This window comes from Aquirufa sp. A-Brett2-W8, from assembly GCF_054558755.1.
The window spans coordinates 160207-184445 of record NZ_JBPXKS010000008.1; the positions used below are offsets into that span (position 1 = coordinate 160207).

At 41.9% G+C, this 24239-nt stretch carries 21 protein-coding genes; 9 read left to right on the forward strand and 12 right to left on the reverse strand.

The window, feature by feature from the left end; translation table 11 throughout:
- Positions 1-35 precede the first annotated feature (35 nt).
- The gene (locus ACST13_RS09450; protein ID WP_459522947.1) at positions 36-1439 is read right to left on the reverse strand and encodes a PQQ-dependent sugar dehydrogenase; all 1404 of its coding nucleotides are present in this window, start codon (positions 1437-1439) and stop codon (positions 36-38) included.
- Positions 1440-1515: 76 nt separating this feature from the next.
- Between ACST13_RS09450 and ACST13_RS09455 the strand changes: the two genes are divergently transcribed.
- The 5 genes from ACST13_RS09455 to ACST13_RS09475 all read left to right on the forward strand — a co-directional run bounded on the left by ACST13_RS09455 (position 1516) and on the right by ACST13_RS09475 (position 10067).
- Complete coding sequence (locus tag ACST13_RS09455) at positions 1516-4164, forward strand: M14 family metallopeptidase (RefSeq protein ID WP_459522948.1); 2649 nt, start codon at positions 1516-1518, stop codon at positions 4162-4164.
- Positions 4148-5080: an alpha/beta fold hydrolase gene (locus tag ACST13_RS09460; protein WP_459522949.1), complete on the forward strand. Its 933-nt coding sequence runs from the start codon at positions 4148-4150 to the stop codon at positions 5078-5080. Before ACST13_RS09455 ends, ACST13_RS09460 begins: the two co-directional genes overlap by 17 nt.
- Positions 5081-6760: a cellulase family glycosylhydrolase gene (locus ACST13_RS09465; RefSeq protein ID WP_459522950.1), complete on the forward strand. Its 1680-nt coding sequence runs from the start codon at positions 5081-5083 to the stop codon at positions 6758-6760. It abuts the gene before it with no gap.
- Positions 6761-6832: 72 nt separating this feature from the next.
- On the forward strand, positions 6833-8464 hold the full coding sequence (locus tag ACST13_RS09470; RefSeq protein ID WP_459522951.1) for a carboxylesterase/lipase family protein: 1632 nt from the start codon (positions 6833-6835) through the stop codon (positions 8462-8464).
- 4 nt (positions 8465-8468) lie between these two features.
- Entirely contained in the window at positions 8469-10067 is a 1599-nt protein-coding gene (locus ACST13_RS09475) for a carboxylesterase/lipase family protein (RefSeq protein ID WP_459522952.1), read from the forward strand.
- Between the two features lie 36 nt (positions 10068-10103).
- Here the strand turns inward: ACST13_RS09475 and ACST13_RS09480 are convergent, their stop codons facing one another.
- Positions 10104-10367, reverse strand: coding sequence for a heavy-metal-associated domain-containing protein (locus tag ACST13_RS09480; protein WP_459522953.1), 264 nt, complete (start codon positions 10365-10367; stop codon positions 10104-10106).
- 102 nt (positions 10368-10469) lie between these two features.
- Between ACST13_RS09480 and ACST13_RS09485 the strand changes: the two genes are divergently transcribed.
- Together ACST13_RS09485 and ACST13_RS09490 are read left to right on the forward strand one after the other, a co-directional pair.
- On the forward strand, positions 10470-11087 hold the full coding sequence (locus tag ACST13_RS09485; RefSeq protein ID WP_459522954.1) for a flavin reductase family protein: 618 nt from the start codon (positions 10470-10472) through the stop codon (positions 11085-11087).
- Positions 11071-11526 carry a DinB family protein gene (locus ACST13_RS09490; protein WP_459522955.1) on the forward strand — a complete coding sequence of 152 codons (456 nt, stop codon included), beginning with the start codon at positions 11071-11073 and terminating at the stop codon, positions 11524-11526. The genes ACST13_RS09485 and ACST13_RS09490 overlap by 17 nt, the downstream gene beginning before the upstream one ends.
- On the opposite strand, the gene ACST13_RS09495 is transcribed toward ACST13_RS09490, so the two are convergent.
- Entirely contained in the window at positions 11501-12727 is a 1227-nt protein-coding gene (locus ACST13_RS09495; RefSeq protein WP_459522956.1) for a BaiN/RdsA family NAD(P)/FAD-dependent oxidoreductase, read from the reverse strand. The two genes, ACST13_RS09490 and ACST13_RS09495, sit on opposite strands and share 26 nt — an antisense overlap.
- On the reverse strand, positions 12724-13059 hold the full coding sequence (locus tag ACST13_RS09500) for a cupin domain-containing protein (protein WP_459522957.1): 336 nt from the start codon (positions 13057-13059) through the stop codon (positions 12724-12726). The genes ACST13_RS09495 and ACST13_RS09500 overlap by 4 nt, the downstream gene beginning before the upstream one ends.
- A 70-nt stretch (positions 13060-13129) precedes the next feature.
- Here ACST13_RS09500 and ACST13_RS09505 point away from each other — a divergent pair, with 70 nt between their 5' ends.
- Positions 13130-14029 (forward strand): PIG-L family deacetylase, encoded by a 900-nt coding sequence (locus ACST13_RS09505; RefSeq protein ID WP_459522958.1) that lies wholly within the window; start codon positions 13130-13132, stop codon positions 14027-14029.
- A 74-nt stretch (positions 14030-14103) separates the two neighbouring features.
- Here the strand turns inward: ACST13_RS09505 and ACST13_RS09510 are convergent, their stop codons facing one another.
- The 6 genes from ACST13_RS09510 to ACST13_RS09535 all read right to left on the reverse strand — a co-directional run bounded on the left by ACST13_RS09510 (position 14104) and on the right by ACST13_RS09535 (position 21038).
- Entirely contained in the window at positions 14104-15327 is a 1224-nt protein-coding gene (locus ACST13_RS09510) for a serine hydrolase domain-containing protein (RefSeq protein ID WP_459522959.1), read from the reverse strand.
- 12 nt (positions 15328-15339) lie between these two features.
- The gene (locus ACST13_RS09515; RefSeq protein WP_459522960.1) at positions 15340-16599 is read right to left on the reverse strand and encodes a prolyl oligopeptidase family serine peptidase; all 1260 of its coding nucleotides are present in this window, start codon (positions 16597-16599) and stop codon (positions 15340-15342) included.
- A gap of 44 nt (positions 16600-16643) precedes the next feature.
- A complete protein-coding gene (locus ACST13_RS09520) occupies positions 16644-18161 on the reverse strand; it encodes a glycoside hydrolase (RefSeq protein ID WP_459522961.1) in 1518 nt (505 codons plus the stop codon).
- Positions 18162-18254: 93 nt separating this feature from the next.
- On the reverse strand, positions 18255-18983 hold the full coding sequence (locus ACST13_RS09525; protein ID WP_459522962.1) for a bacteriorhodopsin-like: 729 nt from the start codon (positions 18981-18983) through the stop codon (positions 18255-18257).
- 103 nt (positions 18984-19086) lie between these two features.
- The gene (locus ACST13_RS09530; protein ID WP_459522963.1) at positions 19087-19929 is read right to left on the reverse strand and encodes a Brp/Blh family beta-carotene 15,15'-dioxygenase; all 843 of its coding nucleotides are present in this window, start codon (positions 19927-19929) and stop codon (positions 19087-19089) included.
- Positions 19926-21038 (reverse strand): lycopene cyclase family protein, encoded by a 1113-nt coding sequence (locus ACST13_RS09535; protein WP_459522964.1) that lies wholly within the window; start codon positions 21036-21038, stop codon positions 19926-19928. The genes ACST13_RS09530 and ACST13_RS09535 overlap by 4 nt, the downstream gene beginning before the upstream one ends.
- Before the next feature lie 328 nt (positions 21039-21366).
- Between ACST13_RS09535 and ACST13_RS09540 the strand changes: the two genes are divergently transcribed.
- The gene (locus ACST13_RS09540) at positions 21367-22209 is read left to right on the forward strand and encodes a sugar phosphate isomerase/epimerase family protein (protein WP_459522965.1); all 843 of its coding nucleotides are present in this window, start codon (positions 21367-21369) and stop codon (positions 22207-22209) included.
- Here ACST13_RS09540 and ACST13_RS09545 read toward each other — a convergent pair.
- Both ACST13_RS09545 and ACST13_RS09550 read right to left on the reverse strand, forming a co-directional pair.
- The gene (locus ACST13_RS09545) at positions 22181-23206 is read right to left on the reverse strand and encodes an endo-1,4-beta-xylanase (RefSeq protein ID WP_459522966.1); all 1026 of its coding nucleotides are present in this window, start codon (positions 23204-23206) and stop codon (positions 22181-22183) included. The genes ACST13_RS09540 and ACST13_RS09545 overlap by 29 nt on opposite strands.
- An 11-nt stretch (positions 23207-23217) precedes the next feature.
- Positions 23218-24210 (reverse strand): proline iminopeptidase-family hydrolase, encoded by a 993-nt coding sequence (locus ACST13_RS09550; protein ID WP_459522967.1) that lies wholly within the window; start codon positions 24208-24210, stop codon positions 23218-23220.
- Between the last annotated feature and the right edge of the window lie 29 nt (positions 24211-24239).

Sequence of the window (24239 nt, forward strand, 5' to 3'; positions counted from 1 at the left end):
TCTAATCTACTTTATTCTTTATGCTTTATGCTCTATTATTTTAAAACCGTAGGTTTTAGTCTAAATACCATCCCCGGATTCTCCACCCCTATATACAAATACCCATCGCGGCCTTGCTCCACGTTGCGCATACGGCCCACGTTTAATAAGACCTTTTCTTGCTTCACGACTTTGTTATTCTTCACTTCGACGCGGTTCAAATAATTGAAACGTAAAGAGCCGATCATCAAGTTACCTTTCCAAGCTGGGTATTTATCCCCCGTCACAAAAGTCAAACCAGATGGCGCGATGGAAGGGATGAAATAGGAGACAGGTTGTTCCATGCCTTCTTTTTTGGAAATAGCCGAAATCGGTTTCCCATCGTAATTAATACCATACGTGATTACCGGCCAGCCATAGTTTTTACCTGCCTGAATAATGTTAATTTCATCACCACCACGAGGACCGTGTTCCGTCTCCCAAATATCCCCCGTCCACGGATTCGTCGTCAAACCTTGTGGGTTACGCTGTCCATAGGAATAGATGCTTGGATGATCAGAATTCTTGAATGGATTATCCGCTGGAACTGTTCCGTCGTCATTTAAGCGGTGAATCTTTCCATTATCGCTATCTAATTTTTGTGGGAATACTTTCTCCATTCCGCGTTCTCCCACAGAGAAGAAAATGTGACCTTGTTTATCAAAGGTGATACGCGACCCAAAGTGTAAAGATGTTTTTGTGTATGGCTTCGCTTCGAATATTTCTTGCGATTCTACCCACTTATTATCCTTGATTTTTCCGCGAACGATGGCGGTCGTGTTCATTTTAGAACCGTCCTCCACTTTAAATTTGGAATAAGATAAATAAACCCAGCCATTCTTTTCAAACTGAGGATGAAGGGCGATATCTAATAAACCACCTTGACCTTGCGCATACACCGAAGGCGTTCCAGTGATGGCAGTTTTGTTACGTTTTTGATCTACGTGATACAATACACCTGCGCGATCTGAAATTAAATAATCGTTCGAAGGCAACTGAACAAATCCCCAAGGGCTATCCAATCCCGTCACGATCGTATCCAAGGCAATCGTCATGCCGTCTGACTTGAATATATTCGAAGTAGGTTTGTTCGCGAACTTGTATTGCTCCACACCAGCTAAATTTTCAACGATTAAATCCGCTAGTTTTTCGATTTCTTTCGGAGTCAAAACTTCTTTCCAGGTAGGCATCCCTAGTTCTGGATAACCGTTCGTGATGCTGGCTAAAATGTCAGATTTTTTATCTCCGTGTTTCCATTTGCGGTCCACGAAGGCTTCCACTTTTTCCCCGTGGCAAGACGCACAATATTTAGTATAATTCACCTCAGCGGGCTCTTCTGTTACTGCAGGCGCCTTTGTTAAAGACATCGTGCTTAGTGCGGCCATCGCAATCAGGCCAATAAAGGATATTTTTTTATACATAGTTCAGTAAATTTTCAGCTACGAAGCTAAAAATTAATTTCTATATTTCTATCTTTAAAGCTTACCTGATTCAACTATGAAAAAAATCTTACTCATTTTATTATTCGCGTCGTTTAACTTAAGCGCGCAGGTGCCTAGTCCTAAATCGCATTTTGGGTTTAACATAGGCGATAATTACCATTTAGCGACGTTCACTCAGACGGAAGCCTACCTAAAGAAGGTGGCAGCGTCTTCTAATCGCGTGAAATTGCAGTCGATCGGACTGACGGAAGAAGGCCGAAACCAGTACATGGTCATCGTGTCGGATCCGGCGAATATTAAGAATTTGGCAAAATACAAGGCTATTTCGCAGCGTTTGGCGCGGGCGGAAGGCTTGAGTGAGCTGGAGGCTAAGACTTTGGCTAAAGAAGGAAAAGCCATCGTCTGGATCGACGGCGGTTTGCACGCCACAGAAACGGTGGGAATACATCAATGGATCGAATCGATTTACCAATTCACAACGAGAACCGACGAAGAAACAAAACGTATTCTCCAAAACACCATCATCCTTTTCGTGCACGCGAATCCGGATGGGCAAGAACTTGTTTCGAACTGGTATATGCGCAAGGCAGATACGCTGAAACGCTCCACAGATAATTTGCCACGTTTATACGAAAAATACATTGGTCACGACAATAATCGCGATTTCTACATGATGAATATGAGCGAGTCTACGAATATGGCTCGCCAGCAATACACCGAGTGGATGCCTCAAATCCTCTACAATCACCACCAAACAGGTCCAGCAGGAACGGTCGTGGCCGGCCCTCCGTACCGTGACCCTTTTAATTACGTCTATGATCCTTTATTAATCACTGGAATCGATGCCTTAGGTGCGGCGATGAGCTCTCGCTTGAACGCAGAAGGTAAGCCGGGTTATACGATGAAATCAGGTTCGGTCTATTCGACTTGGTGGAATGGTGGCTTACGTACCACGGCCTATTACCACAATATCATTGGTTTATTGACAGAAATCATCGGAGATCCGACACCGGATAATATACCTTTAGTTCCGAGCCGTTTGATTCCTAATTCAGCCACGCCATTCCCGATCACACCTCGGAAATGGTTCTTCAAGAACTCGATCGATTACTCGCTTTCCTTGAATTATGCGGTCTTAAATTACGCGACGCGCTACCGGGAAGAGGTGTTAATGAACATCTACAAAATGGGTAAGAAATCGATTGACTTAGGTTCGCAAGATTACTGGACAATGTCGCCTAATAAAGTGGAGAAACTAGCGGAGGTTTCTGGAGGAAATTACCGGAACAAATCGGATAGCTTGTTCGCTTTGGTCTATAAAAATCCGAAAACTCGGGATGCTCGTGCCTACATTATTACGGCTGATCAAACAACTTCTGCTATCGCCTTTATCAACATCTTGATTAAGAGTGGAATTCGCGTGGAGAATGCATCGAAAGCGTTCGAGGTGAATGGGAAAGGCTATCCAGCTGGATCTTATATCGTCAAAACAAATCAAGCTTTCCGTCCGCACGTAATCGATATGTTCGAACCACAAGATCACCCGAATGACTTTCAATACCCAGGAGGACCTCCGGTTCGTCCTTATGATGCCGCTGGCTGGACGCCTGCTTATACGATGGGCATCCAGTTCGATCGGATTTTGGAAGACGTAAATGGACCTTTCGAAACAGTTCCTTACGGCGAATTACAAAAGCCTAAACCGGTGTTTGCAACAGGAGCTTATTATTCTTTCTCCACTTCAGATAATGCGTCATTTACTTTATTGAATGACCTATTAAAGGCGGGGGTAGAAGTGTCGAAAAATGCGTCGGCTTTTTATGTGAAGCACAGTGTGGTTGCAGCGGAAATTCTAGCGAAAGCATCGGTGAAAACGCAGGCACTAGCTAGTTTACCTGTAACGGTATCGGCTAAAGTGGGAACGAAAAGAGTGGGTCTTTGGGACACGTATGGTGGATCGATGCCTTCAGGTTGGTTGCGTTGGATTTTAGAACAGCATCACTTTGACTTTAAGTTAGTATATGCGAAAGAGATCGATAAAGGGGGCTTGCGTTCAAAATTTGATGTCTTGATTTTTGTCAAAGGAGCCATTCCTGGCTTACGACCTGAGCCGGCTAATGAGTGGGATGAGAAAGAGCCGGTAGAGGCAGATATTCCAGCGGAATTCCACGAAACGATGGGTAAAATTACGGTCGCAAAATCGGTTCCTGCGTTACGTGCTTTCTTAGAAGAGGGTGGAGATGTTATCACGATTGGTTCGAGTGCGAATTTGGCTTATCACCTAAATTTACCAGTAAAGAATGCTTTAGTAGAGATGGTGGCAGGAAAAGAACGTAACTTGCCGGGGGAGAAATTCTACATTCCAGGTAGTGTAATGCAAGTGACGGTGGATCAAAGTATGCCAGCGAACTGGGGAATGGCGCCTAAAGCAGATGTCATCTTTGCAGCTAGCCCGGTATTTAAATTATCACCTGAGTCTATTTCGCACGGTGTGCTGACGCCACTTGCTTGGTTTGCCACAGAGAAGACTTTGCGCAGTGGTTGGGCTTTTGGCCAGGCTTATTTGCAAGATGGCGTAGCTGCTTTCCAAGCAAAAGTAGGCAAGGGGAATTTATTCGTTTACGGCCCAGAAGTTACCTTTAGAGGCCAAACACACAGTACATTTAAAGTAGTATTTAATCAATTATATGAAAACAATCGCTAAGATTTTAGGGGGCTTTATCGCCCTTATTGTTATCCTTTTAGTTTTAGTTTGTGAAAAAGACAGACCGGTAGGAGAGTTAATTCCCTTGTATGCTAACCAAGATTCGAAATTCATGCCCATTCTAGGCATGAAGGTGCATTACCGGGATGAGGGTGTCGCAACAGATACCTTGCCCTTGATTTTATTGCACGGGATGTCGTCGTCTTTGAATACGTGGGATAGTGTGGTTATCGCATTGAAGCCCCATAGACGTGTGATTAGTCTTGATTTACCAGGTTTTGCCTTAACTGGACCGTCTCCAGAGAACCAGTATAACTTCCCCTATTATTCGAAGTTCATTGATTCCTTTGCTACTCGGCTAAAAATTAAGCGATTCATTTTAGCGGGGAATTCAATGGGCGGTGCGATCTCTTGGAATTATGCGCTACATAATCCATCTCGCCTAGCTAAAATGATCTTGATTGATGCCGCTGCTTATCCGAAGAAAGGGGAGAGTGGTTCACTTGGATTTATGCTTGCCTCGACTCCAGTGATTAATAATTTACTATTGTATGCCACACCAAAAGCTTTAGTGCGCAAGAGCCTTGAAACAATTTATTTTGATCAAGCTCGTGTGACGGATGCGCAAGTGGAACGTTTTCACGACGTTGCTATTCGGGAGGGGAATAGAGAAGTAGCTCTTCAAATTTTCAAAGGGTCCTTTAAAGGTGGCAAACTTGAAAGAATTAAAGAAATCAAAACACCTACCTTAATTTTGTGGGGTGACCACGATAACGTTATTGGGGTAAATAACGTGGAGAATTTCTTGAAGGATATCCAAGGTAGTAAAGCCGAGGTTTATAAAAACGTGGGCCACGTGCCTATGGAGGAGGTGCCTGGAAAGGTAGCCTCGTCTATTTTGGGATTTGTACAGTAAATGAAGAAACTCCTAGTAGTACTTTTATGTAGTTTCTATTTGCCAGCACAGGATCTAGGCAGAGGAATTAACTTAGGTAATATGTTCGAGGCACCCAGTGAAACAGCCTGGGGGAATCCGTTTAAGGAAGAGTATATTTCCAAAATCGCTGAGCAAGGTTTTAAGCACATTCGAATGCCTATTCGCTGGGATGTGGCAGAGCGAACCCAGCTTACTGCGCCCTACACGGTGAATCCAGCCTTTTTAGCTCGGGTTAAATCAGTGGTCGATTTGGCTATTTCTAAGAACATGTATGTGATCATTAACATGCATCACCATGACGAGATCTTTGTGAATCCGGGGGCGGTGAAGCCTCGTTTTCTGAGCCAATGGACGCAGATAGCCACCTACTTTAAGGGCTATGATGATCACTTATTGTTTGAAGTATTAAATGAGCCGCATGATGCACTGACTCCAGCTCTTTGGAATGGGTATTTTGCGGAGGCTTTGGCAGAAATTAGAAAGACAAATCCGACTAGAAAGGTGCTAGTGGGAACTGCTTCGTACGGTGGTCTGGCTGGCGTGAAGGATTTAGTGCTTCCGAATGACCCTAATTTAATCTTAAGCGTTCATTATTATGACCCCTTTAATTTTACCCACCAAGGAGCAGATTGGGCAGGAAATAAAGATAAGTACTTGGGTACGAAATGGGAGAATTTGACTTGGGAGCGGGAACAAATCATCGCGGATTTTGCTTATGCGATTAAATGGGCGAAAGATAAAAATATGCCTTTGCACGTGGGGGAGTTTGGGGCGTATGAAAAGGCAGATATGGAGAGTAGGGCTCAATGGACGAATTTTTTAGCGCGTTGGTTTGAATCGCAAGGTTTGAGTTGGGCGTATTGGGAGTTTTCGGCGGGTTTTGGCATTTATAATCCTATGACAAATACCTATAAAACGGCTTTAGTAGATGCGCTGCTTAAAAATCCGATGCCTGCCGCTAAAGTACTTCCTACGAAAAGCCTGTACGATTTATCAGGAATCGCTGGCTGGAATTTGAACCTGAATTCAGGTGCAACTGCCGTAATGAATGCGGAAGGTGCGGGTATTAAAGTGAATAGGAATAGCGTCACAGGAACGGGCTGGCATATCCAATTAGCGCGATCGGGGTTTCCGCTTACCTATCGAAAACGATACCTGGTGACGATGAAGATTTTGGCCGATAAACCCAATAACATTACAGCCTATATGGGTCGCGCCTCTGCGCCATATAATGCCTATAGTTCCTATAATTCGTTGACTTTAGAAAGTGTAGAAAAGGAATTCACCTTTGTCTTCACCATGAATGAGCCCTTCGATGCGAATGCTCGCTTGACTTTTGATCTCGGGTTAACCACTGGTTCTATTCAAATCAATTCTATTAAAGTGGCTGAACTCGTAGAGGACATTCCGTTAGGGGTGGAGGAGTATAGTGCTTTAAAGGTTTATCCTAACCCATTTAGGGAAAAATTGAGAATTGAAGCACCTGGTTCTCATGCAATTCGAATAAGCGATATGCTGGGACGAATAAATCAGGTCACGAAAATGGAAAATGAAATAGAACTGGAAACACAATCATTGAAATCTGGCCTCTATATACTTCAGTGCGTTAACGAAAAAACGGGGGAGCTGAAATCTCGACTTCTCATTAAGGAGAATTGAAATAGGACTTCCCAATAGAATGTTTTATTATTGTATCAATTATTGACAATAAACCTATTTAAAAACTTTAACATGAAAAGAATCTGGCAACTTACTTGCCTGCTAGGCTTTATTGCGTCTAGCGCATTTGCTCAAACTGATTTTAAGATGGCCGTTCAGGCGAAAATCGAGTCAGGAATCATCGAGGGCGATTATAATACCCAAACCGGAATTCAAACCTATTTTGGTGTTCCATTCGCTAAGCCACCGGTAGGGGATTTGCGTTGGAAGGCACCCGTTCCAGCTGAACCTTGGTCTGGAGTGAAGAAAACGAAAGCCTTTGGACCGCGTCCTATTCAGGCGATTGTTTTCGGTGATATGGGATCTCGTTCTGCGGGATTGAGCGAAGACTGTTTATATCTAAATATTTGGTCACCAGCGAAGCGTAATACGAAAAACTTGCCGGTCTTAGTTTACTTCTATGGCGGCGGATTATTTGCAGGGGATGCGTCCGAGCCACGTTATGATGGAGAAGCCATGTCTAAGCAAGGCATCGTAGTCTTAACGGTGAATTACCGTTTAGGCCTTTTCGGTTTCTTCTCGCATCCTGAATTATCAGCGGAGGCATCATATAAAGCGTCAGGAAATTATGGTTATTTAGACCAAAATTTAGCCTTGCAATGGGTGAAAAAGAATATCGCTGCCTTCGGAGGGGACGCCTCTAAAGTGACCATCGCAGGGGAATCAGCAGGTTCTGCTTCGGTATCTGTCCAAATGGCTTCACCTCTATCAAAGGGCTTAATCGCCGGAGCGATCGGAGAAAGTGGTGCTGGAATTAATCCGACCATGTCCCCTGTACCTTTAGCACAAGCCGAGAAAACGGGCGTAGCTTTTGCAGAAAAGGCAGGAGCTAAATCCTTGAAAGATTTACGTGCCATGTCTTCTCGCGAATTATTTGAGATTGCTCAAGAGACGCGTACGATGAGTTTCTCTACGGTGGTGGATGGCTATTTCTTGCCAAAAACCTTACCTGAATTATTCAATGCGAAACAACAATCCATGGTTCCGCTTCTATTAGGTTGGAACTCAGCTGAAATGCCAGGATCGGCCTTTATGCAAGGAAAATCGTATACGGAGGAAAACTATGTAGCGAAGGTGAAGGAAGTCTATCCAGCTGATCAAGAAACGGTCTTGAAATTATATCCATCGGGTTCAGAAGATGTGATCGAGCGTTCGGCTACGGCTTTAGCGGCAGATCGTTTTATCTCCTACAGTACTTGGAAATGGTTTGATTTACATCGCAAGAATTCGAATCAACCCGTTTACCGTTATTTATATGCTCGCCACAGAGCTCCTCTAGTAGATAAATCAGTAACATCTGGTTTAGCCGGAGGAACCGTAAAAGCGAATCCAAATGCCCCTAAGCCTCGTCCAGCCGTAGGAGCACCTCACGCTTGTGAGATCGAATATTGCATGGGCAACTTGCACTTGATTAAGGATTACGCTTTCTCAGCAGATGATTATACGGTTTCCAAAACGATGTTCACTTATTTCGCGAACTTCATTAAGACGGGAAATCCGAACGGAGGAACTTTGGCAAACTGGCCATCAGCAGCTCCACAAGATAAGGAACCAGGTTTGATGGTGATTGATGTAGAATCTAAAGCAATCAAGGCTACGGATGACGCACGTTATGAGTTCTTAGATAAACAGTATAAAAACTAGACCGATGAAAAAATTGACATTTGCCTGTGCACTGATTCTTGCCTCCATAGGCTTGAAAGCACAAATTACCACCGGTAAAGACGTGGCTATTGTCGCGACGGATGCTGGTAAAGTACGTGGATATGTCCACAGCGGCATTTATACCTATAAGGGAATTCCTTACGCGGAAGCAGCTCGCTTCGAGGCGCCACACAAGCCAAAACCTTGGGCAGGCGTTCGTTCTTCTATGTCTTATGGCCCCGTTTCGCCTTTAATTGACGAAACAACGCAGATTCAAGACGAATCAGAATTCGTATTCAACCACAACTGGGGTTTTACGAATGAGGATTGCATGCGTATTAACGTGTGGACGCCTGGCATCAATGATGGCAAGAAGCGTCCGGTTATGTTTTGGATTCACGGTGGTGGATTTACTTCAGGCTCATCCGTGGAATTGCCCTCGTATGATGGGGAGAATTTGGCCAAAAAAGGCGACGTTGTTGTTGTTTCCATCTCACACCGCTTGAACATCACGGGTTATTTAGATTTATCGGCTTACGGCGATAAGTATAAATACTCGGCAAATAATAGCGTATTGGATATGCGTGCAGCTTTGGAATGGGTAAAGGAAAACATCGGCTCTTTCGGAGGTGATGTGAAAAACGTTACCGTCTTCGGTCAATCCGGTGGTGGTGCGAAGGTAAATACTTTGATGGCGATGCCTTCAGCGAAAGGTTTATTTAGCAAAGCGATCAACCAAAGTGGCTCTTTCCGCGCAAACATGTTAGACAAAGCAACGACTCAAAGCATCACTGTCGAAGTCTTGAAAGCATTGAATATCCCAGCTGCTAAAGTAGATAGCTTACAATCGATCCCATACCCAGTTTTAGCAAACGCGGGAAAGAAAGCCTTAGCAACCATCGCTGCCCAAATGAAAGCAGCAGGAAAACCAGTCGTTGGTTTTGGCCTCAGCTGGGGTCCGTCTGTGGACGGCGACCTATTGCCTTACCAATTATTTTCTAAGGAGGCATTCGAATTGTCAAAAGACGTTCCTTTGTTAATCGGGACGGGGAAGAACGAATTCATGCCTTCGATCATGACAGGAATGTCTGATGCGACGGCGGAACAAGTGGATGCGTATATCAAAAGAACCTATGGCGAGAAGGCGGAGGCCTTCAAAGCGGCGGTAAAGAAAGCCTACCCGAATGATACGAAGCCATCTGATTTAATGGATGTGGATGTGATGTTCCGTCCAGGTGCAGTGGTTCAGGCGAAAGAGAAATCTGCCTTGAAAGCGGCTCCGGTTTACATGTACTTAATGACATGGCAATCGCCCGTGATGGATGGTAAATACAAAGCTTTCCATTGCATGGAACTACCTTTCTGTTTCAATAACATCGCGCGTTGCGAGGAAATGACAGGAGGCGGAAAAGAGGCTTATGTCTTAGCGGATCGGATGAGCTCCTCCTGGATTAACTTTGCTAAAACGGGTAACCCTGGTCACAAAGGACTCCCAGCTTGGCCTACGTTCGATACGGCAAATACAGCTACGATGCACTTTAATACTACCTGCGAAGTGAAACCGCAGCAAGATGCGGAGCTCTACAGCTTAATCGCTCGATAATAAAATTGGCCCTTCGTGAGAAGGGCCTATTTATTTTCAGCTCATTTTTCCTATCGCACAGCTAACATAGGACTTCGCCTGTTTGAATAAGGTATTGTCTCCTTTTTGTGGATATCCCATCCGATTTAACGAATCAATGACCTCGCTTAACTCATACTTATTACCCAGTAGGCTGATCTTTTCCTCGTCTTGATTAATCTCTACTTTTGCAATACCCTTAATTTTTAATAAAGCATGCTTAATGCTGGTCATACATCCTGCACACTTGATGTTTTCAACAAAAATCGTTTGTGTTTTCATGGCTATCTTTTTAATTTCATTAAATGTACCTCTTCGCCAATGGCACAAAGGTGACATTCATCACGTTTGAAACAATAATGACTAAAATCAGGTTTAAAACTTATGAAATCAACGTATTCAATTGCTGAAATTCAATCTTGGGATCGCTTTACACGCGCGAATTTTATCAATACTCTCAGTGGTTTTAAGAGTTTGTCTCTCATCGGAACGGTGAACGGGAAAGGCATTTCAAACCTAGCCATATTTAGTAATATTATTCATTTAGGAGCTGATCCGGCATTGATTGGTTTCATTAATCGGCCATTAGAAGCAGCGCCACATACCTTGCAAAATATCCAAGAAACGGGTTTTTACACGGTAAATTTGGTGACGGAATCGATGTGCAATCAAGCGCATCAAACCAGTGCGAAGTATCCAGAAGGGGTTTCGGAATTCGAGATGACAGGTCTAACAGAGGAATATCGCGAAGGATGGAAAGCGCCATTCGTGGCGGAATCTCCCGTACAGTATGTGCTGAAATTTGAGCAGGTGATGCCCATCGAATTGAATGGAACCTTTCTGGTGATTGGATCTTTGCAAGCAGCGTACATTCCGGCGGAAATCCAGGAGGAGGATGGCTTTTTGGATTTGGCCAAAGCTAAAATCTTAACATCCCTAGGCATTTCCGGATATTATAAAACAGAGAAAATTAGTAAATTGCCCTATGCAAAAGTTACGTAAGCAATTAGACGAATTAGAAAGCTACATTCCGCAACTTGAAGTCAGGAATGATGCGATTTCAGCCTCTACCGTGGGCTGGCAAATCGAACATGATTTGTTAGTTATAAGCTCTGTTATTGAGGGAGTTAAACGCTCAGATCCTGCCAAGTATACCTGGCAATTCAAGCCTTTGAAATATGTTGTTTTATGGCGTGGAGTTATTCCTAGGGGAAAAGTGGGGGCACCCAAATTAGTTACACCAGGAGAAATTACTCAGGAGACATTGCACGCTCATATTGCACTTTGTGGTCAACGATTAGATGAATTAGAACAAGTGGGAGCCGGTCATTATTTTACACATCCGTTTTTTGGGGATTTGAAAAAGAAGGAGGCCATTCCGTTTTTGTTTATTCACACGGAACATCACTTGAAGATTATTCGGGAGATGCTGGCGAACTAGCACTTTTACCGGCAATGAACCCAGTTGTCCAAGCCGATTGGAAGTTAAAACCTCCTGTAATACCATCGATATCCATTACCTCCCCAGCGAAAAATAGTCCTGGACATTTTTTGCTTTCCATAGTTTGGACGTTGATATCTTGAAGATTAACCCCTCCAGCCGTGACAAATTCCTCTTTAAAGGTTGTTTTTCCTTCTACCACATAGCGGTCGTTAATCAAGGTGTTAATGAGTTTATTGAGTGCTTTTCCGCCTAATTCATTCCAGCGGAGGCTGGTCTTGATTTCGTTTTTCTCTAGTAAGTAAGCCCAAAGCCGATTCGGCATCGCAAAAGGGTTCAAATTCACCACCATCTTTCCCCCATGCTCCTTTATCGTTAGGCTAATTTGCCCGCGTAATTCGTCTTCTTTCATATCGTCTAACCAATTTACCAGGATGGCACAACGGTATTCTTTTTCTGCCAAAATCCGGGCTCCCCAGGCTGATAATTGCAAAATCGCTGGTCCGCTCATACCCCAATGTGTGACTAAAAGAGGTCCTTGGCCGATGAGTTTTTGGCCCTCTATTCGTACACGTGCTTTCTCTACCACGATGCCCATTAAGTCCCGAATCGGTTCCTTTGGCATATTAAAGGTGAATAAAGAAGGGACTGGTGGAATGATTTGATGTCCTACCTCTTCTAGCCAAAGCAATCCAGACATCTTAGGTTGACCACCTGTTGTTACAATCACTCGGTCTGCGTCGTATTCCGTATCGCGACAATGGATGCGGAAGCCTTTCGCTGTGGGCTTAATCTCATCCACCGATTGACTTAAATGCAGAATAATATGCAAACGTCTAGCTTCAGAGAGAAAACAATCGATGATAGTTTGTGAATCATTCGAGAGCGGAAAGATGCAATTGTCATGGTAGGTTTTTAAGGCTACGCCTCTACTCTCTAGCCATTCGACCATGGAAGAAGCATTAAAGACTTCAAAAGCCTTACGTAGAAATTTCTCCCCACGGGGGTAGCTCTCTGACAAAATCCGTGAATTAAACGTAGCGTTAGTCACATTGCAACGACCGCCTCCGGATATTTTCACCTTCCCTAAAAACTTGGAGGTTTTCTCCAGGATGGTAACTTCGGCCTCGGGATTATGCTCTTTGGCAGATATAGCAGCAAAAAATCCAGCGGCTCCGCCACCGATTACGATGATTCTCATATGATAAAATCTGCGCGCATAGGATTGAACGAATCCACTAAAATGCCTTCTTCTAAGGCAATAACGCCGTGATCAATAGAAGGAGGAATAAAGAAAACGTCACCTTGTTGTAAGATTTTTTTTTCATCGCCTATCATCACCTCAAAGACTCCGCTTTCTACATACGAACCTTGGGAATGAATATGTCTGTGAATCGCTCCAATACCACCTTTTTTGAAATGCACTTTAACGATCATAAGGCCGTCATTATGGGCCATTACTTTTCGCTTGCACGATTCATCGATGATTTCCCATTCGATGTCACTGTCCTTAATAAAATGCGTTTTACTCATGCACAAAAATAAGACAATTTGCCGAATGCATAATTTTTTCTATTATTGTCAGAATATAAACCTCTATACTATGAAAAATATTTTAATTAAAGCGTTCATTTTCAGCTTTTTATGCGTCGAATTTTTTCAAATGCAGGCTCAGGGCCCTAAGGTATTAGTCGTGACTGCACACCCGGATGACGAAACAGGATTCTCGGTGACCGTATTTAAAATCACACAGGAATTAAAGGGAACTGTTGATATGGCAGTGATGACAGATGGGGGAGGCGGTTTCGCTGATTCTCAGTTAGGAGCCATGTATTATAAATTAAATCTGACGGATTCTGTTACGGCTAGAAACCACCTGCCTCTAATTCGTAAGCAGGAAATCCTAGACGCCGCTAAAATCATGGGGATGCGTAATATCTATTTTATGGAGCAACCAGATGATTGGTATACGACGGATCCTACTCCTTATATTTCGGGCAAAAACTGGAATATTCCTTATGTCGAAAGTCGAATGGATAATTTACTTAAAGATCAGGGATACGATTTTGTCATTACTATGCTTCCACATGCGGGTCAGCATGGACATCATAAAACCGCTGTTTTAATGGGATTAAGAGCAGTAAAGCGATTTAAAGGTCCTAAGAAACCCATTATCATTGCAGGTAGCCCCATGACCTTAAGTTCGAAGCCACTTGATTTCACAGAGTTAGCCGGTTTTCCAGAAACTAAAATTAAATCGGGAGCACCTACCTTCACGTTGAATCGCGCGTTTCGATTTAAAGAAAATGATAAATTGAGTTATAAAATTGTCGCAGACTGGGTGATTTCTGCCTATAAATCACAAGGAGCCATTCAGGAAAATGCGATTCACAAAACGGATTTGGAGACCTACCGTTATTTCGATATCAATGATGCCGCAGGTATTAGTCAGGTAGAAAAGCTGTTTCGGGATTTGGCAAAATCAGGATTTCCAGCCCCATAAACAAAGCCCCATAAATAATGCACCATAAAAAAAGCCGGGTCGCGATGCCCGGCTTTTCTATTTTAATGCCTATGTTAATCTGCCACAGTCTGGTAGACCATTTGGCGTAGACTATTGTGGTATTCCCAGGTGAAATTACTCTCCTGAGTCATAAATAAGGCGATTAGCTTTTCTTTTGGATCAATAAAGAAGTGTGTGTTGTTCGCTCCTCCCCAAAAGAATAAACCTTTAGAGGCAGGCGTTTTCGTTGCTGGACCATCGGTGACAACGGCGAAACCAAGACCCCATCCCGTTCCAGGCAATTCTGGGTATAAGTTACCCGTGTGATTGGAGTTCATTAATTCCACTGTTTTGCGGCTTAGATATTGCTTCCCTTTATAAGTTCCGCCGGCCAGCATCATTTGGCAAAATGTGGCATAATCTGCGACTGAAGAGAATAAACCATTCACCCCACTCCAAACCGTTACATTTTCAAATGGTGGCTGATAGGCAGCAACGGAAATCGTTCCATTTTTACCCTTTGTGTGCAAAGCCACAATCTTAGATTGCTCCTCTTTAGGTACATTATAACCCGTATGCCTCATTTCCAAAGGATCAAAAATTCTAGCCTTCAAAAATTCATTCGCATTCATTCCGGTGAATTTTTCGATTAAGGCACAAAGTACATCAGGGCCAGCGCTATAGTTCCATTCAGTTCCTGGTTGAGCCACTAAAGGGAATTTTGTCATATTAGCTACGCGCTCTTGAATTGTTTTTATACCTGGTTTGAAATAGCCATTTCTGAATCTAATCTGAACGGGGTTTGGGTTTAAACCATGCGTTAATCCCCCACTATGACTTAATAATTGGGTGATGGTGATTTCCGACTTTAGGGAATCTGTGGGTGCGTTAGCGTCATCATTGATGCTTCGCGCGACGCGTAAATTTTTAAACTCAGGTAAAAATTTCGAAACCGGATCGTTTAATTTAAAATACCCTTCTTCGTATAACATCATAAATGCTGTAGTGATGATGGGTTTCGTCATGGACTGGATATAGAATAAATCGTCCGTCGTCATGGGTGTTTTTGTCGATACGTTTTTGTATCCCAAAGCTCCCTGATGCACCACCTGGCCATTATGAATGATCATCGTCACAGCTCCAGGAATGTTCCCTTTGTCCATCTCGGATTGAACAAATTTTTCTAATCGTTTAACGCGATCGACATTAATGCCGGCAACGATTTTAGGTGCTTGCGCACTGATTTCGCCTACGAATAGGAGGCTAATAAGGATAACTAAATGTTTTGTGAATTTCATATGTAGATTAGTTTATTTGCTTTTTTTCTGAGCTGCCATCCATTCCATGATGGTAACCGGCTTTCCGTTCAATCGAACTAGTGAACCATCTAAGTCCGTTCTGGGTAGGTTTTCATGAAGATAAACCCACGACCAGTGGCCATTGTATTCGAAACTTTTACCTCCATAGAAATTCGTGATATCATTCACGTGATCGTAATAAGTGAAGTGTACATTTTTAGCACCCGCTTTACGTAGACGGTCAAATACGGGTACCACTGTAATGTCAGGTATGGTAGTTCGGTCATCTTTAGAGTGAACAAACCAAATAGGTACATTTTTTATCTTTTGAATATCGCTATCGGGGATGTATTCTGATTTATAGGCCAAAGCACTAATGTAGCCTGCTGCAAAATAATCTGGATATAAGAAGATTAATTTCAAGGCCATATAGCCTCCATTCGAGCAACCTCCTACATAAATTCGGCTCGGGTCGATTTCTGGATTTGCTTTGACATAGTCCTTAATTAAGGCCATTAAACCTTCATTATAGATGTCGTTATCTTTTCCTTGTGTTCCCACTCCTTGTGCATTTTGCATCCAGGCGCCTGGGCATTGCGGTGTTAAGACATAGGCACCTTCGAAAATCGATTGGATACCTTCGGCGGCGTAGTTTGCGGCTTTATTTCCCAAAAGAGGGACCGTAGGGTCCGTCCCACCTTCACCACCGCCGTGTAGCCAGATGATTAAAGGTGCTTTGTCCTTCTTTACTTTGGGTGTAAACGTCGCGTAGGACATCGTCAATTTATCACTATAGGTGTATTTGCCAGTTAAGTCAAATTGATCAATTAAAGGCATAATTTTGCCCGTTGACGTATCCCATACATATCCCGTTTTAGGATGTACGATGGTTAAGGAATAATCCACCCAAACATTTCCTTTACTTCTTAGGTATTGAAAAGGGGAGCTAATAGGCAATTGAGGTCCTACCGATAAAACCAGGGTAATGTTTTTGCCGGTACGAACACGCGCACCTTTTTCATCCGAAACGTAGGCTGTTACAATTTCTCGCTTGTTATCTTGGTCTGCGATAGGACCTGTGCTCAATTTACGGCTGGCATAAACGGTAAATTCTGCCGCATTCACTTTAGAGGTGGTGTCGTTTAGTGATAAAATGACTTTGTTCACCCCCGCACTCCAGTCGAAGCCTTCTACGACAATTTTATAGGTGCCCGTGGGTTTTGCATAGCTGCTAAAAGCGATCAGCGAGAGAAATAAGAGTATTTTTTTCATGGATGATAGGTTTAATTAATTACAACAAATAAACATAAAATACCCTAAAATGCTATCCCGTATTTTGAATCAAATACGATGGTCATTATCGAAGATCCTGGAATTTTGATGCGTTCATTTCGAACGGAAAGGTAGCTTAAATTTTGCGTGTCTGAAGTGGTGTAGGTTTTAATTTCTTGTTTGCCTCCAATCGGAAGTTCAAATGCATTGCCGGAATTAATGAGCACAAATACAGTCGATTGATTATCTGCAAATCCAGTGATTAAGCAATCGGGCTGTTGAATACTCGCTTCGATTCGCTTCATGCCGGGTCTAACAAATCGAGCATAATTTCCTAGTGCCCAAAGCGTTTTCGAATCATACAGATCTGCATCGTATTTGTTGTTATCATTTTCACCTTTATTTAAACCATTAAAGGTATAAATCAGCCCATCTTTGAAATCGTTGGCGCTAACGGCTAGCCACCAGCTCCACGATGTGGCATTGCCATCATTAATATCCGAATGAATGACTTTCGCTACATATAAGGCTGTTTTCATGCCTAGGTCCACTCCATTTCCGGTTATTTCTCCCGCATTATCACCTAAAATGCAATATTCAGATTGCCAAAAGTCGATATTTGCAGCCTTTGCTTTTTTATTTAATTCTTGTCTGGTCGAGGTTAATTTGCTTGCAGGAGAGGTGGTAAAGTAGCTATGGCCACTGATAACCCGCTCTACGGCCGAAAGATTGCCCAAATAATTAACTGATTCAGCGTTAAAGAAGTTGTCAATCTGTCCATCTTGACCCGGCCGATTGCTTTTAGTATCATATAAATAATTGAGTTGTCCTGCTTCTGGAATCACAATCCGCGTTTTCGTATTCGTCCGAAGGAAATCCTGAGCCAGTTTCCTAGTGGCCACAGCTAGATCTGAATTATTGATGGGTGTACCTTCCTGTGATGCCTGGCCAGATTTCCCAGGCCCCCAATCCCATTGTGGCTCGTTGAATGGGCTTAAATAGGTGAATTGAAAATGATTGGAAACATGGGTTAAGAAATTCGTCCAAGCATCTATTTTAGTTGTGTCAAAATTCCATTCACCTAAACGACCACTGCCGATGGCCAGCCCATTTTTAGTCATTTGGACGGGTGAGGAATTTAAAAATCCTAGCGTGTAGGGCACTTGGTATTGCTTAGCAGCTTCTAAAAAATATTGTTGGCCTTTTTGTTTCTCCCAGTCGTAACTATCGTTAGTCAAAAAACTTTCAGCATGTCTCCATTCATTTGAAATCTTGCTTTCTTTACCTTGTTCAGTACTGCCTGCCCCAATATTAAATCGCCACATGGATAGCCCGATGCCTTTTGGGTTTCCTTGTGGGTCTGATTCAAGACTGAATAGCCATTCGGCAATTTGCTTTTTTTTGCTCTCTGGGTAGTATTTTCCAATCATGGCCATCGACCAGCAGTCCGAGGCGCCAAAACTGTGCATCGTTTGGATTTTTTTTTTCGTATCGAAAGTGATTTGTTGGCCCTGCAACTCCAACCCTACGAAAGTCAAACAAATCCAAAGGTATTTATTCATGTTAAAAGATTAGCTTGTCACTAAACTAGCTAAATTTTGGGCATAAAAAAAGGGGATGATCGTTGACCATCCCCTTCCTTTTGGAAATAAAAATTATTTTGCTAATTCTGCAGCTGTAGCACTTTTCGCAATTGTATAAACAACAAGGCCAAAACCAATTTTGTTTATCGCATCTGCAATATTGTATGCTAAGTCGATATTACCAGAGAATCCTGATAATAAGTTACCTGGTAACATCATGTAGCCGATTGGATAGATTGCCCAACCTACTAATGTGAACCAACGCATAACGTTGTAACCAGACTTTACTGCTTCGCTCGTAGAAGACGCAGCTAATTTAGAAGCCTCACCCATGTAGATTTCATAAATGATTAGACCCCATCCTAACGTAGAGATAATTCCCCACATGATGTTCTGCTCAGGAGCTACTGCTTCTCCGATGTAACCAGCAACTAACATAACGATAGAACCGAATAGTAAACGAGTTAACATTCCTGTTTTAGCGCCTGCTGGCTTTAAGATTAAGAAGTACTCGATACACATTAATGGCACAGTTAATGTCCAGTCAATGTAACGGAATTGTGTTGGAGACTCGTGTGTCTCTAACCATACACCGCGCATGTAGAAATAATGCACTGCAGCAATAAATGTAATCAATGCGGAAATCAATAATGATGTTTTCCACTTGTCATTAACTGTACCTCTTTCTACGATGAAGAAGATAGAAGCAGCAAGCATCGACATGTACCCTGTAAAGAAGGTGAACCCGATGTAATCTCCGGCAGCAAGTGAGCCGTCTAGTAAAATGTTTAATGTTTCCATAAATGTTAAAGAGTTAAGTGTTTAAAAAGGTAAACATAAAGTGTGAAATAATGTTTCAATATTACAAAAAAATTTAAAAAAAAGTAAAAATTGTTATAAAATTTTAATTAGGTCGTTTAATTAATTTATGCATGAGTAAAAAATGTGGCAGCGTTAACAAGGACAAGAATATAAAAATGGGATATACCTGTAATGTGCTGCTTGTCAAAAATAGATAAATCAAACACATAAAAACCGCTCCTATTGAAAATGGGGCTAATTTTTTATATAAATTTAAGAAGGAGGTTTCTAAGTGATTTTTCAAACCTATAAAACTATAAATAGCATGGCAGCAAGAAAAATAGCAAATAAAGGCAGGGATTAAGGGTAAAAAATAACCCGCTACTAAAGTGAGAAAAGTATTAAAAAAATAGGCAGAATTTTTCTTTTGAAAGCCTAAAATCAATAAAATCAGACTAAAATAAATAAAGTAGGACGGTATATTTGAGGGAATAGGAACCTTCATTTGGTTTATAATTTCAACTACTTCATTCCAATGACTAAAAAGTATAAACGATAAGATGCCTGAGCCTAAGGAAATGGTTCTAGCTAAATTTAATAGCGTTTCCTTGGGTTGCACCGCCGCCAAATCTTCCATATCCCCGAAGTGAAAGACGCTAATTCCAATGAAAATAATGAAGGCAATCAGAGGAGAAACATACCATAGAACTGCATAAGCAGCCATAATACCCGCATAATAAATAATAAAAGGCTTTAAATGGAAGGAAAGGTGAAGGCGATCAGCAATTTTTTTTGCGATTAGATGATCCCCAGCTCCATGGGGTATTCCGGTCAGAAGAAGTAGAATGCCACTTATATACAGATCAATCGTACTCGACCAAGGCCCTACCATTAAGTAGGCACCTAAATAAAGGAAAGTGAAGATAGCTCCTATATAGTTTTTCATATAAACAAGTGCTTAATGAAAAGAGGAATATCTAATTTAGAAAGCAATTTTATATCATCATACAACGAACTTTTATCGTCTAAAAAGCGAAGAATCTTGGGCGTTTGAACTTGACTAAATAGCCTATCCATTACGGCAGGTATTTTATTCATTTCATTTTGCATGATTTTTAAGAGCATTTTGTCATAAAAACGAAATCTGCTCGGCGTTTTTTTAGTAAGATTTTGTGCTCGATAGGTAGCATCCTCATGCATTCTGGTAAAAGCATATCCTGTAGAAGCTTTCATATTTCCAGCCGCTGTACCAATGGTGAAAACACGCCCGTCTCTTTTTTGAGTAGTAACGCCCATGGGAATGGTCCCAGTCTCATCAGCAAGAACTTTATATTTCTGGGAGCTGTAATTAGTCTCCATATAATTTTGCCAAATACGCTCATAGGCCTCCTTGTCATAGGCTAATTTTGTAAACACAGTCGTTTCAATTAAAGCTTTGGTCTGACTAAATGGCAAAATATAGTGGAATACAGCCATTTCATTTGTAGAAACAGGTAAGCTGAAATCCATTAAGGTCATGGATGATTCGTCTAAAATGGGCTGTTCAAACTCAATAAATTTTCCGCTAAAATGTTGGTAAATTAAGGAGGAGTCCTCGGATTTTAAGGGTCTAGAATCGGCTACCCGATTGGTATAAAAAGAGGAGCCATCATTACAAATAACAGAGTGTAAATCGTCGCCTTCTTGTATTTCTTGAACCCAGTTATTTACTAACGTAATATTTGGATTTGCTGGAATGAATTCGGTAAAAAAATAGGTAAAAAATCGCTCTGAAGAAATGTATTTATAGTGCAGTGGATGGATTTTCGATTTTATTGTTTCCCCCGAACTGGTTCTATAGGTCATGGATTCCCAAGACTTTTCGACTAAAAAAGGGAAACATTGATTTTTTCCACCTTCCCAAAAGCACCAACTTTTTGTCGAACGATCTCCAGAATCTAGGAGTAAAATCTGCTTCTCATTAGTGGGGTCAGCTTGAACAATTTCATATAGAAGCTGTAATCCTGATGCTCCTGCACCTATAATCGCTATGTCGTAAATCTTTGTAGTAAGCATCAATAGAATTATGGAAATAAATAATTCTACTAAATAAACCAATGATTTTTGTTATTGTTATTATTTTCAAATTTTATTTATGTCTTGTTGAGTCTATCAAGAGACACAAGCCCGCTTGAAATACGATCAAAGCTCCGGTTCCGTAGTAAAACCAGTCCCCACCTTGGAATTTTGTTATGCCTGCGTCGATGGCTAGGGAAAGTCCACTACCCGTTAGAATCAAGCCTCCAGCGGCTTGTAAAAGCCATCGTAATTTATTTTTCATTTTGTTACCTATTTTTAATCCAATGTATTTTAGTAGATTTAATGATATAAACCTATGCAAAATATGAAAAAATGTAGTTTACTATTCTTCCTTCTGCTTTCGCAAGCCATTTTCGCACAGCAGCGATTCAGCAAAGCCCTCAAAGATACCCCAGGTGTGGTTTCATTTACGTTCAGAAATGATTTCAGTAAGGATGTGCCGGGGACGTTGGATTACATTAAAGAGATGGGCATTCGCAATATCGAGTTTTCAAATCTGTTCGGTAAAACGGCAACCGAAATGAGAGCTTTATTAGATGCTCGTGGGATGGTTTGTACGAGTTATGGCGTTTATTACGATGCTTTGACGAATAAAACAGATGCGGTTATTCAGGATGCAAAAATCCTAGGAGCTGAGTTTGTGCGAGTGGGAATGATTCCGCATAAAGGAGAATTTACTGTTCAGCAGGCAGATGTCGCAGTGAAAGATTTTAATCGAGTAGGCCAAAAACTAAAGGAAAATGGCATTGAATTTAGTTACCATAACCATGGCTATGATTTCACTCCCTATGAGAAAGGAACATTATATGATTATTTGATCCAAAACACAAACCCGGATTATGTTTCCTTTGAATTAGACATCCTTTGGGTGCATCAATTTGGGCAAGATCCACTAGCCTATCTAAAGAAATATCCTTCGAGATTTAAACTGATGCATGTAAAGGATTTAAAAAAGGGCATACCGGTTGGCCTCGATGTGAAGACTTCGCCAGAAAATGATGTGCCTTTAGGAACGGGTCAAATTGCCGTTAAAGCTATCCTGAAGCAGGCGAGAAAAGGCTCCATCAAGTATTATTACTTAGAGGACGAAAATTTGAATTCAAAAGCTCAGGTGCCGCTTAGTTTAGCTTATTTAAAAGTTTTATAATCTCGGAATAGGCTGGTTTTTTATTATAATTATCGTCAAATAAAAGGGGGAATTCTTTAGGTCTCTTGAAATAACCGCGCAACCAGGAATCTTTATCGGAGATGTTCCAAAACGTAATGCCATACTGCTGCTTAGCCGGAATGGATTGGTAGGTTTTGAAAAGCAATTTGAATAGTTCCATTTGAGCGGCTGAGGCTTTCTCATCATATACGAATTCAGGATTATTCTTCGGATTAACCGCAACGTCTAGCTCTGAAAAATGGACGGCTAGTCCTGTTTGAACTGATTGTGCGATTACGTTCTCGATTTCTGTGCGCTTTGAATCCACATTGATGTGCATCTGTAATCCTAATCCGTGAATGGGAATTTGACGACTTTTTAGATCAGCCACAAGGTTAAGAATGGCCTGCATCTTTTTAGGATGGCCATCCTGGCCGTAATCATTGTAGAAAAGAACCGCAGTAGGATCAGCTTCATGGGCCCATTGAAAGCTTTTAGCGATGTAATCTGGAATATGATCTGCCCAAAGAGAAGGACGTAAACTACCATCATCTAAAAAGGACTCGTTCACGACATCCCATCCGGCTATTTTACCCTTGTAATGGGTGATAACCGTTTGAATGTGATTTTTTAATAGGTCTTCCCAGGCTTTTTGATCCCCTTGAAAATCCTTCATCCATTGTGGAACCTGATTATGCCAAACCAAAGTGTGCCCATGCATTCGTTTGCCTGTCGCCGCTGCAAAAGCAACAATTTCATCTCCTTTCCCGAAATCAAAACGATCCGCTGCCGGATGAATCAACATCATTTTCATGTGATTTTCGGCTGTGAGTCCGGTTAATTCATTTTTCGCAATGTTGCTGTAAGCTTCATTTTCAGAAAGCAATCGAGGATTGACAGAGGCGCCTAATGGGAAGGTTACCGCATCTTTCAGCGAGGTTGAATTTTGGGCATTAACAATAGTCGTAAGGCCGAGTAACAGGACAAGTAGTTTCATAGGAAGTTATTTTACTCTCCATTCACCTTCTTAATGAAGGAAATTACGCCGTTCATGTAAACTTTCTGGTCATCCCACATGCCATTCGGGCAGTATAAGTAGGAACCCTTTTGAATTAATTTGCTCTGTTCTTCCATCGCTTTCGGATCCATTGTGTCGAATTTCGCCCCGATCATCAGGGTAGGAACCGTGATTTCTTTTAAGCGATTTTTGATATCCCATTTTTCCAAAAGTCCACTAATTCCAAATTCACTCGGTCCTTGCATTCGGACATAAATGGAGCTGTTTCCATGTTTAAAGGAGCGATTTATGGCATCTGGCCACTCTTTTAGACGGCAAATATGTTCGTGGTAGAAATTAGGAATAAGCAATTCCATGTAACGTGGATTTCCGAAGTCCTTTTTTGTCTCAATCGCTCTAACCTCAGCTAAAATCGTCGGATCCATTTGCTGTGCTAATACTTCCTCCGCATATTTTCCATATTCTGGTGCACTTGCCACCATATTAGAAACTAAAAGACCCTTCATATTCTTTTGATATTTCAGCGCATATTCCATGCCTAAAATGCCGCCCCATGAATTTCCTACAATGTAAAAATTAGACGAATCTGCACCGATTGCCTTGCGCACTTGCTCCACCTCTTCCACAAATCGTTCCGTTCTCCATAAGGTAGAATCCGTCGGTTGATCACTGTAATAGGAGCCCAGCTGGTCGTATTCATAGAATTCGAAGCCCTCTCTTTGGAAAAACGTCTCAAAACATTCCATATATTCGTGAGTCATCGCTGGACCACCATGTAATAAAAGGATTTTGATCTTAGGGTTATTCCCAAAACGCTTCGTCCATACCTTAAAAGTGCCAGCAGACGTTTGAATAGGAATCATTTTCACCCCACCAGCTTCTAGGCTGTCAGGATAGGAGAAGTAGTTAGACACCGTTTCTCCGCTTTTCATGCAGGAAGAAAGGGTAAAAATCGATAGGGCAATTAGTAATAGTTTGTTCATCGTTTTTTTTCTTAAACATAGTAATATTT